The organism is Dyadobacter sp. HNCC25DJ183, assembly GCF_056895175.1.
In genome coordinates, this window is sequence record NZ_JBXHAP010000008.1 from 243,976 (window position 1) to 257,159 (window position 13,184).

Sequence of the window (13,184 nt, forward strand, 5' to 3'; positions counted from 1 at the left end):
TTATTCTTTGTCCCACCAAACTCTTTTCAGCCAGTCGTCAGCGCCGCCGATCCTGCCAATTGCCTCGGTATAATTCGTCGGGTTTTGTACAGCCTCTGATTCAGGATAGAAGAAACGACGCGGTATCACGCCATTGGTGCCGCTGGTGTACCAGTCCACCGAAGTAAAAGGCACTAATTTTGGGTAACCGGTTCTCCGGAAATTGGAGTAGGCCTCGCTTCCATTCAGGAAGAAGTTCACCCACATTTGCTCGTGGATCACCTTCATCCGGCCGTCCAGCGTAGTTGGGAAAACAGCGTAATTAGCTTTCAATGCATCAATAGCCGATTGCGCAATTGCTGGCGCGCCGGGGTAGCTGCTCATCATTTCGCAGCCCGCCTGAATGCCCTTCATGAAATGGTCCTGCGGATTGGTTTGTCCGCCCCAGCCGCGTGAGGCAGCTTCGGCAAGCAGCAGCTCCACCTCCGCATAAGTCAGGTGAAAAAACGGTGCATTGAATGCGGCTACGTATTTGCTGGGCTGCATTCTGCGGTAAGCTGTTGGAACCACCACGCTCTGCCCGGAAGCAAGCTTGATCGTTTGATCCGGCATCCACACATTCCACGACATACCTCCGTAAGTCAAGCCTTCCTGCAGATAGGGGGTAATATCCAGATTGTTGTTGTTGTCGATCGCTTCGCTGCCGTTGACAGGCAGGTAAGTGCCTCCGTAAATGAACAAACGGGGATCTTTGGTCGCTTTCAGGTGGTCTACCAAAGTATTCGCCAGCCTGAAACCCGAAGAGGAAACATCTGCCTGGAATACCTGTGAGCGGCCATTACCGCGGTTTTCACCGAAAGTATAGTTAATGGATTCGTGGCGCATCATGCAGGTATAGCTTTTGTCAGTCATCACACCGCCTGCGATGGCCGCTTCCACCTGCTGTTTGGCAAGATCGGGCTTCACTTTGGTAAGCCGGAAGCCAAGCCGCAGCCGCAGCGAGTTGCCGAACTTCATCCATTTGTCCACATTTCCATCATAAAATGCATCGCCCTGCACTGTGCCTTTGGTCGCATCCATTGCTTTGACAGCCGCGTCGAGTTCACTGAAAAAGCTGTTGTAGATTTCTTCCTGCGTATCGTATTTAGGTAAAAAGATCTTGTCTGTATACCCTTTGATCGCCTCCGAGTAGGGGATATCCCCGTAAAGGTCGGTAAGCCTTGAAAAGATGTACACCCGCAAAATCCGCGCTGCCGAATTGATATTCACCTGTGCGGGATCGTTTGTAGTCCGGTTGATCAGGTCCTGGATGTTTTTCAGGTCGCGGGGATAGGTGGTTTCCCAGAGCGTGTACCACTGACCTTTATCCAGAATGCGGTACTGGCCTCCGTGCTGCGTCCACCAGGAGCCTGCCAGGTGCTGCACCAGCGGCGAGCTGATCGCCAGGTCATAGCGCCACACATCTTCGCGCTGGCCCGACAGGTCAGCCTGTACCTTGGTAAGCTGCACGCCCGGAGAGATCGTGGAAAAGCCCGCAGGGTTCTTGTTTAATTCTTCAAAATGTTCGGTACAGCCCTGCATGAGCATCGCAAGCGCCGCCAGTGAATATATGATCTTTTTCATGTTCAATGTCTTGTTTAAAATTTCACTACCAGATTGAAACCGTACCTTCTGCGGCCAGGCAGAGAGCCGTATTCAAAGCCTTGTCCATTGCCGTTGTTGTAGTTCGACTCCGGGTCAATGTTGGGCGTGTTCTTGCTGATAATCCACAGGTTACGTCCGATCACACCGAGTGTAATGGTTTTGAAAGGCGTCTTTTTTAGCAACGAGCTTGAAAAGGTATAGTTAAGTCCCAGGTCGCGCAGCTTGATGTAGCTCGCATCGTAGATAAACGGCTCAGGGATGTTGTTCCCAATGCTCTGCCAGTAAGCCGCAGGACTGATCGGGATCGTGTTCGGCGCTCCTTCCTGGTTTACACCCACGCCGACAAAGCCCCTGTTGGCGCGGTCGACATAGTACGGACTTGCAGGATCATCCAGGTTAGCTTCCTGGCCTGCTGCCTGTGCAGCGGCTTGTGCCAGCTGGCGCTCGCGCTGGTATGCATTCCAGCCTTCGCGGCCTTCTTCCGTATTGGCGTGTGAACCGTTCATGTGCATGGTCATGTTGGTCATCGAGAACAAATCGCCGCCTACGCGCACGTCAAATGCTGCTTTCAGTTGCAATCCTTTGTAACCGATAGAGGTAATCACCCCGCCTGTCCAGTCGGGAAGCGTGTTGCCTAATGCGATTGGTCTTGCTGTCGGGAGCGGCTCTCCGTTGCTGCTGTTATACACACGGTTTCCATTATCGTCGCGCAAAAATCCATTTCCCATGATCGTTCCGAAAGGCTTGCCTTTTTCAGCGATGATCGTCGCGCCGGCCCAGCGTGCTTCCGCCACCGTGAAGGTTTCAAGCAGGTCGCTCAGCTCGACTACTTCGTTGACATTTTTTGCAAAATTCAATGACAAATCCCATTGAAAACCATTATCCAGCTTCACAGGCGTCGTATTAAGAAGGATCTCCACACCGCGGTTTCTCAGCTTGGCGGCATTCAGTGAAGCTGTATTGAAGCCCGTTGTCTCAGGAACCGTAATATCAAGCAAAACGTCGTTTGTTACTTCATCATAGTAGGTAAAGTCCAGCCCGATGCGGTCGTGGAACAGACGGATATCAGTTCCCAGCTCGAAAGAAGTCTTGATCTGCGGTTTAAGATTCGCATTCGGAATAGAGCCGCCAAGGATTTCTCCCATAGGTAACCCCCGGATCGAGCGGCCTGTCAGACTGTACGCGAAAGTGGTTTTGTATGGATCAAAATCACTACCAACCTGTCCCAATGAAGCCCTGATCTTGGCAAAAGAAAGTACCGGCGATTCGATCTTGAATGCGTCCGTTACCACAAAGCTCGCGTCGACAGAAGGGTAAAAGAAGGAATTGTTCTGAGGAGGAAGGGTGGAAGCCCAGTCGTTTCTGCCTTGCATGTTCAAAAACAGGAACTCGCGGAAGCTCAGCTGCGCGCTGGCAAAAACTGATTGGATCTCTTTGCGGTTGTCAAAAGGCTGGATCAGCTTCTCTGTAAAGTTGACCAGATTGGCCGTACCCGGCTGGATGATCTGCGTCGCGCTGATGTTATTTCCCTTGCTGCGGTACTTCATCAGGTTAGCGCCCACCATGGCCGAAATCTTGAAGTCTTTCCCCAGGTCTTTGTTGAAATTGAACAAACCCTGGAAATTGGTTTCATTCGTATTCATCGAAAGCTGGTTCAATGCACCGCCGTCGTAAGCCGGGGTATATTTATCGTAAAAATTCTCGTGGTTGAATGTAAAAAAGTCGGTACCTGCCTGCAAGTTGAGGCTGAACATGCTATTGAATGTATAGTTCATGTTCAGGTAACCGCCCGCTCTTTCCTTGGTACTTCTGTTGAAGGTTTTGTTGAGCGTCCAGTATGGATTCGAGCGGTAAATATTACCCGTGTAGTTTTTATAAGTCCCGTCCGGGTTGGTATAATCCTGTAACCATGCCTGGTCAAAGTTGGCAGCAAGGCCTAGCAAACCATTCCCGATGTTATTTACCTCGTCAGTCAACGCAGGCCGGTTTTTCACTTTTTCCGTCATGTAATTGATCTTGGCATCTACCGAAAGCTTGTTGGTAACCTTCGATGTAGCGCGGATCGCGAAAATGTTTTTGTCATAACCGCTTTTTGGTACAATATCGGTGTTGGTGATATTGGAATACGACATTCTGACCGTGTTATCATCTTTGCCGCCCGACACTGCGATCGTGTTCATCGCCGTTCTGCCCATTCTGAAAAAATCCTGGATATTATCGTCCATGTACCGGTAGGGGCGCACCGTGCCGTCTGCCTGGGTAATGGTTTCAAAATCGGTAAACTTGGGTCCCCAGTTGCTGGTGATATTTCTTGCCTGCAAAGGGTCAGTCGGGAAAACGCCGTCATTTCCCTGTCCATAGGTTTTCTGGCGCTCGTCCATGCGGGTGGAAATTTCATCCAGTGTAAATGAGCTGTTCAGCTCCACACCAACTCCCTTGTTTGCCTTGCCGCTTTTGGTAGTGATCAAAATCACCCCGTTCAATGCCCGGCTTCCGTACAATGCCGCCGCTGCCGATCCTTTCAGTACCGAAATGGACTCGATATCGTTGGGGTTAATGTCGGAAAGACCGTCGCCAAGGTCGAACCCGCCCCATTGACTTGCGCTTCCGATGTTACCATTCACCGCCGGCACCCCGTCAATCACATACAAAGGCTGGTTGCTGCCCTGCAATTCCCGGATCCCCCGGATCACCACGCGGCTTGAACCCGTAGGACCAGCCGTGGTAGATGAAATATTGACGCCCGCTACTTTTCCGGCAATGGACGCAATTGCATTGGTCTCACCATTATTGGCAATATTCTCCGCGCCTACATCAGACACGGCGTAGCCCAGTGCACGCTTTTCGCGTTTGATCCCTAGTGCCGTTACAGTTACCTCGGAAAGCACCTGCGTGTCTGCATTCAAAGAAACATCAATGGTAGTTTGCGTACCCACAGTAACATCTTTCGGGGCATATCCGATAAACGAAAAAGTAAGTACGCCGCCGCCCGGTACATCAATGGAGTAGTTACCGTTGGATCCCGAAGCAGTGCCCTGGTTGGTGCCTTTTACGAGCACGGAAACGCCCGGAAGCGGCTCGTTGGTTTCTGCATCTTTGACAAAACCTTTCACGGTCACGTTCTGTGCGCGGACCTGGAAGGCGAGAAGCAGAAAAAGAATGAGAGGAGAAATTCTTTTCATAGAGTTGTTAGTAGATAATTTTGCAAGGGTACAGAATTTAGAAAGAGTAGTTTGCTGCTGTCCAACAATGCAGTACATTGTTTTGTTGCGCCTAAATGCAAAACTAGTTACATAATGCATGCAGATCAGGTATCCAAATGTTACATATTGCATTATCAGGCGTTACCTGCGGTATGTAACATTCATCGTCAGAGCGCAGGCGGCGCAGCACTGCTCTTTTTACGACCGGCGTAAGCAGAAGGCAGCTCGTTGAACTTCTCGCGGAAATGTTTGGCAAAATATTTCGGATTATTAAACCCGACCTGGTAAGCGATTTCGGAAACAGTAAGCTGGCTTTGTTCAAGAAGCTGGCGCGAGCGGTCGAGGCGGATCGTGCGGATAAAATCGACGGGCGACTGGCCAGTCAGGGTATTAAGTTTTCTGTATAAATGAATGCGGCTCATGCCCAACTCCTTGCTGAATGCCTCCACTGAAAAATCCGGGTTAGCCATATTCTTCTCAACTACCTCAATGGCTTTCTGAATCAGCTTCTCGTCCAGTGAGCTGATCGCCACATCCTTTCCTTTGATGGTCACCTGCTGGCGGTAAGCCTTACGGGCTGCATTTTGCTGGTTGAGCAGACTTTTGATCTTCGATTGTAGTATTTCAAAATTGAAGGGTTTTTCAATGTAATCCTGCGCGCCTGTCTGGTAACCTTCCAGTTTTTGTTCCTCCGAGTTGCGTGCGGTCAGCAACAGCACCGGAATGTGCGAAGTAGCGGCATTCTCTTTCAGCCTGCGGCAAAGCTCGATCCCGTTCATTTCGGGCATCATTACGTCACTTACGATCAGGTCGGGCAGCTCGCCCAATGCATTTTTCAGTCCCGCCTTTCCGTCTGCCGCTTCAAGGATCTGGTAGTTTTCGGAGAGGTTTTCTTTTAGGTAATGCCGGAAATCCGCGTGGTCTTCCACGAGCAGGATCTTGGCGCGTGCAGGAGGTAAGTCTGCCGGTTGTTCAGCGATGAGGGGCGCAGCTGCCGGGCTCAGGCCCGTTTTCTGATCGGGCTTAACTTCACCGGGATCGGGCGCGGGAAGTGTGACGGTAAAGCAGCTTCCCTGGTCTGGCACGCTGGAAACGGTGATGGTACCTCCGTGTATCCTGACAAACTCCCGGGTAATGGAAAGTCCGATGCCGCTTCCCTGGTTGACCATGCTGGCAGGCAGCTCATTCTGAAAAAAACGGTCGAAGATCTTCTCCTGTTTTTCCGCCGGAATGCCGATTCCCGTATCCATTACATTGATTTCCAAAAACCTGAGCTGGTCGGGATTACGGATGATATTGGTAGTCACCTTCACGGTTCCGTTCTCGGGTGTAAACTTGAATGCATTGGAAAGCAGGTTAAACAGGATCTTTTCTAGCTTATCCTCATCAAAAAGCGTCACAAGCTCTTTAACCTGTGACTCGAAGCTGAGCTTCACATGTTTTTTCTCCGATAGATCCGAAAACGAGAAGGTAGCCTCGCGGATAAACCGGAGAATATCGCCTTCCCGCGGATGAAAGCGCAGTTCCTGAAATTCAAGCTTACCCAGGTCGAGCAGCTGGTTAACCAGGTTCAGAAGCCTTTTTGCATTGCGGTAAATCAGGTTAAGCTGCCCTTGCCTGCGTGGCTCGTCCGTTTCCCTCACCATATTTTCGATCGGGGACAGGATCAGTGTGAGCGGCGTGCGGAATTCGTGGCTTACATTGGTGAAAAAGTTGATCTTCATTTGATCCAGCTCGTGCATTCGCTGCGCCTCTTTCCTTTCCTGCTGATGCTCAAACCGGATCCGTTCCCGCCGCAGGATCTCTCTTCTTGACAAATACAGAATCAGACCGAGCAGAATAATGTAACACACTACCGCCGTCCAGGTCTGCCACCAGGGCGGCAGAATGATGATTTTCAGCTCGGCACCGCGCTCTGCCCAGATACCGTCATTGTTGGAGGCAGTTACTTTGAAAACATAGGTGCCCGGGTCCAGGTTGGTGTAAGTTGCCCTGCCGGATTTATCAAGCGGCGTAATCCAGTCCTTATCAAAACCTTCCAGCTGGTAGCGGTACCTGTTTTTTTCGGGATGAAAAAAGTCCAGCGCCGAAAATTCAATGGAAATCACATTCTGGTCGTGCCTGAATGTGATCTGCTGACTGTGGCTCAGCGCTTTTTCCAGGATCACCGATCCGTCTGTTTCTTTACCGATACCCACTTTTTTGTTAAACAGATACAGATCGGACAGGACTACCTGAGGTGTTCTGCTGCCGGTCTTTATTTGCTCAGGATCAAAAAGGTTAAACCCCTTTGAGCCGCCGAAAAGCACCTGCCCCGAGCGGGTGGTCAATGCAGCATTCTCCGTAAATTCTTTCCCCTGCAACCCGTCGGATTCATCGTAATTGATAAAGCTGAATTTCCATTGCCCTGTCGTGGCAGATACCTGCATTTTACTGAGCCCGTTAGTCGTGCCAAGCCAGAGATTACTCTGCTGGTCCTCTGTTATAGACAAAATGGTATTGTCAGGCAGCCCGTCTTCTTTTCTGAGCGTGCGAAAGCTGTTGCATTTTTGGTCATATAAATTCAATCCCTCGTGCGTACCAATCCATAGCAAGCCTCTTTTGTCTTCAAAAATCGTGTGCACCAGGTTGTTGCTCAATGCGCTGTCGCTTTCGGCATTGCTCAGGAAGTGTTCAAATCGATTGGTGGCATAATCGTATCGTTCAAGCCCGTAGGAGGTCCCGATCCATATTTTGCCAGCCTTATCTTCCCGGATCTCGCTTACATAGCTCGCGTGAATGGAATTGGGCGCGCCGCTTGCGAAGTGCGTGAATATCCCCGTAGACTTGTCGAGCCGGTCGAGGCCGCCGTTCAATGTACCTATCCAGAGCTGTCCTTTCGAATCCTCGAAAATCTCCCAGATACTATCGTCTGCAATGCTGTTTTTGTCAGCCGGGTTGTGCCGGAATGTTCTGAATGTTTTCCCGTCGAAGCAGCTGAGCCCGCCATAGTAAGTGCCGATCCATAGCTTTTTCTGACTGTCGATCAAAAGGCTTACGATCACATTGCTGCCAATGGAACCGGGATCGCCGGCTTTGTGCAGGTACGTTTTGAATGAATTGTTCTGTCTGTCAAAGTATATCAGCCCGCCTCCGTTAGCCGCCAGCCACAGATTTCCTTTCTCATCTTCTGCAAATCGGTTGAGATCGTTGAAAGGTAAACTCGCCGACTTGGAGCGGTTTTGCTCGTAAATGGGGAACCGGAAGATATTTTCATGGTAGTAATTGATCCCATCCTTATAAGTTCCCGTCCAGATAATGCCGCTATCGTCTTTGTAGAGGCTATTGATTGTGTTCTGGCTCAGGCTTTTCTTGTTATCAATATCATGCACCAGGTAACTGATCTGCCATTTTTGTTTGTCACGAATATTGATCCCGCCGTGATCGGTACCTATCCAGATCAGCCCGTTATTTCCCTCTACAATCCCCTGAATGATATTGGAGTTTAGCTTTGGGCCGGGTGTGTTTTTATCAATGTGGGTAAACGCTTTTGTTTTCGCATTGAAATAATGGACGCCGCTATTGGCCCGGAGCACGTAAATCCAAAGATCGCCGTCTTTGTCGATAGTAATGCTGTAAGGCAGCTGCTGGCCTGCATTCCGCTCCTGGAGCAATGCATTCCGGTAAAGGAGCCGGTGGCTTTGTCCATCAATTTGATCCAGTATCCCGTTCCGGTGCAGTACCCATAAGTTACCCTTTCCGTCCCTGCTGATCGCCGCAATCCGGTTGTCGGCGTGCCGGTAATGCAAATGCCGGGTAGCCTGGCCCGGGCGGTACAGGTAAATCCCCGAAGAATCGTGGACAAACCAGAATTGTCCGCGCACGTCCTTTACAATGTCAGAAACCGCCGCATCAGCAAGTCCGAAGCGGCGTACATACTGCATTGTATTCCGGATAAACGATTCTTTTTCCGGGTCGAAAATGCTGATCCCTTCAATGGTAGTAACCCAAACCCTGCCTTGCGGGTCTTCAAAAAGCTTGATAATGTGATTATTCTGAATGGAACTGGAATCGCGGATATCGTTTTTGAAAACACGCACATTCCTGCCGTCGTACCGGTTGAGGCCTGAAATGGTGCCAAACCACATATAACCCCGGCTGTCTTTTAAAAAGCAGGTAACCTGATTGTTGGAAAGCCCGCTGGCCGCATCGAGCTTCATAAACCGGTAGGGGGTAGACTGCGCGGAAGCTTGATAGGTCAGGGTAAGAAGAAATAAGAAAGAGAAGAGGATTTTTCCCCGCATCCGGCAGTGTCATTGAGTTTAGTAACCAATATAATACATATCTCACAACTTTGATGTGTGTGGATGTGACGCCTGCGGGAACCGGGCTTCGGGAACGCATTTTATGTAGATAACACAATCAAAAATTTGCCTTAACGTGCAGACAACATTGGTTAGCTATCTTTCACGCAGTTCAGGCGGCAATGCGCCTGCTGTTTATCCGGGCAATGGCCCAATTTGGAATCGCGTATGAATTGGTATGAAGAGGAAGTTTTAAGAGTCGAAAAAGAAGCAGAGAAGCTGGCATTCAAGCCGGAGACGATATTCTACGGCAGTTCCAGCTTTACCTTATGGGAAACGTTGTATACTGATTTTGAGGATTTAAAGCCTGTTAACCTCGGCTTCGGCGGGTCCACACTGGCGGCTTGCAGCTGGTTTTTCGACAGGATCATGGCCCAGCTCGATCAGCCGAAAACAATGCTGATTTATGCAGGTGACAATGATCTCGGCGACGGACGCAACCCTATGGAGGTATGCATTTTTTACAGGGAGCTGCTCGCCCAGATCCGCACCCGCTTCGGCGCAATCCCCTGTTATTACATCAGCATCAAGCCCAGTATCCAGCGTTGGGAGCTGCTGGCAGAGATCAAAACAACCAATCAGCTAATTCGTCAGGAAACTGAAAAAGACCAGCTTCAACATTTTGTTGACATTTTTCCTGCTATGCTGGGCGCGGACGGGCGACCGGTTAAATCATTGTTTGAAGCCGACGGGCTGCATTTGAGCCCGGCGGGCTATGCTGTTTGGGAGAAGGAAATTCGTGAAGCTTTAAGGTTGACAGACCACCAGTAATATGATCAGCTCCCCATCTCGCCCGGTAATTGAAAGACAGTACCATAAATGGTTCAGCACCGTGCTGGGCAGGGACATGGAAATGCTTGTTTTTGGGTCAGGCGGGACACCCGTTATTTTCTTTCCCACCAGATCGGCGCATTTCTACGATCTTGAAGACTGGAAGATCATCGACGCTATGAGCGAGCGCATTCACTCCCGTCAAATCCAGGTTTATTGCGTCGACAGTATTGACCGGGAAAGCTTTTACTCCAAAAAGCGACCTGCCGACCGGATCCTGCGCCATTTGCAATATGAGCGTTACATACTTACCGAAGTAATCCCTTTTATCAGACAAAGAAACCGGAGTAAGGAGCTGGCAGTAGCAGGGTGCAGCCTTGGCGCTTACCACGCAGTTAATATCGGATTGAGGCACCCGGAAATTTTCACCAAAATCGTGGGAATGAGCGGGCGGTACGACCTGACCAAACCGCTGGAATTTTTCGCAGATCTGTTTGACGGATATGTTGACGAGAATATTTATTTCAACATGCCCAACCACTTTGTACCCGGCATCCGCGATCCGAAACTTTTAAAACAGCTCAGAAAGTTGGATCTGACGCTCGTGATCGGGAGGGAAGATGCTTTTTTGCCAAATAACGAACAGCTGAGCGCTTCGCTGAATGCAATCGGAGTACCGCACCAGCTGATTATCTGGGAAGAGGAGGCGCACCGGCCCAGGTATTGGCGGCAGATGGTGAAGCTGTACCTGTAATCTGATCCGCATTCTGATCTTGCGGGACTAGTGATCGGGCGTTTCCGAGAGCATTTCCCTGATCTCTATCAATGCACTTCTAACCCTCGACTTGACGGTACCCAATGCAATTCCCAGCTGAGCAGCGGCATGCTCGTGGGTGTAATCCTGGAAATAGATCAGATCGATCACCTGCCTTTGCTTATCCGAAAGCCGCTCCACATACGCATTCAGCTCAGTAGCGCTCAGGCGCGGATTAGAAATGATCAGCGAGATAATATCTGCCTCTCCAACCGTTTCCCATCCCACATGATTTTTGAATTTCAGATTAGTACGCAGCCTGTCAATGGCCGTGTTGCGGGCAATATTGAGCATCCAGGTGAAAAGCGTTCCTTTTTCTTTCTGGTAGCTTCCAATGTGTATCCATATTTTCAACAGTGTATCCTGCACGACGTCATCCACCTGGTGCTCGTCTCTGATGATCTTATATACGATTTCCGTTAATGCAGGTGCATAGCGGTCGTGCAGCAACTTAAATGCGGGGTTGTTACCAGCTTTAAGAAGCGCCACCAATTCCGTTTCGGAAAAACTCACATCGTGTTTTTTCATCGAATAACAATCCGGCCGAAGCACGAAGCGAATTTCAGAAACAGACAGGTTTGAGGTGACCTGCGGAGAGCTGGCTGCGGTAAAGCGCGCGGGTGAAAGGTGTCATGTGAACGTTGTTGATGATGGTAACATACGCCCGGCACTTGTCAAAAAGATCGAAAGGGAAGTTGTTTTATCAGATTTCTGTCAGATAGAACTTCACCGGACAGTTTTGTTGTAAAAACATGGACATAAATTCGGTAGTATAATTCCGATTGCTAATTTTTTGGAGTAAAAAAGTCAAGTACTAACCTGAATTAAGCAAAATCGGAATTTTGATACCGATTTTGTTCTAAAATGACTTGATAATTCATTAATATTGTAAAATACGTAACATATTACCGATGAACAGGGTTGAATTAGGAAGGTCTATTGCTGCGCGAAGGCAGGACTTAGGTTTGAAGCAGGAAGACGCCGCCGAAATGGCGAACCTGACTGCCAAGACATTGTATACAATCGAGCGAGGCAAAGGGAATCCGTCACTGGCGTCGATGGAAAAGCTGCTCGACGTGTTAGGAATGACTCTTCATATAGCAATCAGATCAACAGATGATGAGGGGGCTCGTTTATAACAATGGCATTTTGGCCGGGTTTCTGGAAAAGGACCAAAGTGGCCTGTATACATTCGAGTATGAGGCGGGTTACCATTCTGATCCGGCGAAGCCTGCTATCAGTTTTACCTTGCCTAAAAGCGTGCGGGTCCACCAATCAGCAGAGTTGTTCGCCTTCTTTTTTGGCCTTTTATCCGAAGGAGTTAATAAAGATATCCAATGCCGTGCGCTGCGGATTGATGAAAATGACCATTTTAAAAGATTGCTTTTGACAGCCGGTGATGACACGATCGGCGCTATAACCGTTAAACCTGAATAATATGCAGTGTGCAGCGTGCTATCGGGAATCGAAACATGATTTTTGTCCCAAATGCAGTAAAAGGCTTTTCGACGGGATCAAAATCGCCGCGCGCCTTTCGTATGCGGCGCCGAAATCTGAAAATCTCCCGGACTATCTGAAACACACAACGAGACTCTCCATTTCGGGTGTACAGCTCAAATATTCCCTGCGCCGCGAAGAGAAAGCATTGGTACTGACCGAAAATCAGGGCGAATACATTGTAAAGCCCGTGCCGCCTTCCACTCAGCTGCTTGCCATTGAAGATGCACCCGAAAACGAGCATCTTACCATGCAGATCGCTGAGCAGGTATTCAAGATCCGTACCGCCGCGAATGCGCTCATCTACTTCGATGACGGACAACCTGCCTATATAACGAGGAGGTTTGATTTGAAAACCGACGGGAAGAAATACCAGCAGGAGGATTTCGCCCAGCTTTTGAACAGGACTACCGCGTCCAACGGACAAAATTACAAGTACGATGCTACCTACGAGGAGATCGGAATATTGATCCGCAAACACGTTGCCGCCGCGCCACCCGCGCTTGAAGCACTTTTCAGGCTGGTCGTATTCAATTATATAGTCGGGAATGGAGACGCGCATCTCAAAAACTTTTCACTGATACAACATGAATCAGGCGAGTACAGGCTTACACCCGCCTATGATCTGATGAGTACCAAGCTGCACACACCTTATGAAACCGATATTGCCTTAGAGCTTTACGAAGGCTGTCTGGATACGGATTTTTACTCGGCAAATGGATATTACGGCCGTCAGGATTTCATCGGCTTTGCAAAGCGCCTAGGAATAGCCGAAAAAAGAGCAACCGGCATTCTCGATAACTTTATCAGTCTTCAAAACCAGACTATGAAGCTCGTTGAAGATTCGCGGCTGTCGGAGGAGAGCAAAAGCAACTATTCAAAAATTGTTCTCGACAGGCTTTTACGTCTGAGCAGAAGATAAGGGAAACAAAA

General features: G+C 49.4%; 9 protein-coding genes. 5 read left to right on the forward strand and 4 right to left on the reverse strand.

Annotated elements, in window-relative coordinates:
- From AC1XTG_RS20815 to AC1XTG_RS20825, 3 genes are all read right to left on the reverse strand, one after another.
- On the reverse strand, window positions 1–1,602 hold the full coding sequence (locus AC1XTG_RS20815) for a SusD/RagB family nutrient-binding outer membrane lipoprotein (protein ID WP_484843279.1): 1,602 nt from the start codon (window positions 1,600–1,602) through the stop codon (window positions 1–3).
- Between the two features lie 14 nt (window positions 1,603–1,616).
- A complete protein-coding gene (locus AC1XTG_RS20820) occupies window positions 1,617–4,805 on the reverse strand; it encodes a SusC/RagA family TonB-linked outer membrane protein (protein WP_484843280.1) in 3,189 nt (1,062 codons plus the stop codon).
- 188 nt (window positions 4,806–4,993) lie between these two features.
- Window positions 4,994–9,109: a hybrid sensor histidine kinase/response regulator gene (locus AC1XTG_RS20825; RefSeq protein ID WP_484843281.1), complete on the reverse strand. Its 4,116-nt coding sequence runs from the start codon at window positions 9,107–9,109 to the stop codon at window positions 4,994–4,996.
- A gap of 228 nt (window positions 9,110–9,337) precedes the next feature.
- On the opposite strand from AC1XTG_RS20825, the gene AC1XTG_RS20830 reads away from it, so the two are divergent.
- Window positions 9,338–9,940: a GDSL-type esterase/lipase family protein gene (locus AC1XTG_RS20830; protein ID WP_484843282.1), complete on the forward strand. Its 603-nt coding sequence runs from the start codon at window positions 9,338–9,340 to the stop codon at window positions 9,938–9,940.
- A 1-nt stretch (window position 9,941) separates the two neighbouring features.
- On the forward strand, window positions 9,942–10,694 hold the full coding sequence (locus AC1XTG_RS20835) for an esterase family protein (protein WP_484843283.1): 753 nt from the start codon (window positions 9,942–9,944) through the stop codon (window positions 10,692–10,694).
- A 27-nt stretch (window positions 10,695–10,721) separates the two neighbouring features.
- Here the strand turns inward: AC1XTG_RS20835 and AC1XTG_RS20840 are convergent, their stop codons facing one another.
- Window positions 10,722–11,282, reverse strand: a complete 561-nt coding sequence (locus AC1XTG_RS20840) for an RNA polymerase sigma factor (protein ID WP_056283967.1) — start codon at window positions 11,280–11,282, stop codon at window positions 10,722–10,724.
- A 383-nt stretch (window positions 11,283–11,665) separates the two neighbouring features.
- On the opposite strand from AC1XTG_RS20840, the gene AC1XTG_RS20845 reads away from it, so the two are divergent.
- Genes AC1XTG_RS20845 through AC1XTG_RS20855 form a run of 3 tightly spaced genes read left to right on the forward strand, consistent with a single transcriptional unit; the run spans window position 11,666 to window position 13,173 of the window.
- Complete coding sequence (locus AC1XTG_RS20845; protein WP_484843284.1) at window positions 11,666–11,893, forward strand: helix-turn-helix domain-containing protein; 228 nt, start codon at window positions 11,666–11,668, stop codon at window positions 11,891–11,893.
- The gene (locus tag AC1XTG_RS20850) at window positions 11,871–12,191 is read left to right on the forward strand and encodes a HipA N-terminal domain-containing protein (RefSeq protein ID WP_484843285.1); all 321 of its coding nucleotides are present in this window, start codon (window positions 11,871–11,873) and stop codon (window positions 12,189–12,191) included. Before AC1XTG_RS20845 ends, AC1XTG_RS20850 begins: the two co-directional genes overlap by 23 nt.
- A gap of 1 nt (window position 12,192) precedes the next feature.
- Window positions 12,193–13,173, forward strand: coding sequence for a HipA domain-containing protein (locus tag AC1XTG_RS20855; RefSeq protein ID WP_484843286.1), 981 nt, complete (start codon window positions 12,193–12,195; stop codon window positions 13,171–13,173).
- Window positions 13,174–13,184: the final 11 nt, after the last annotated feature.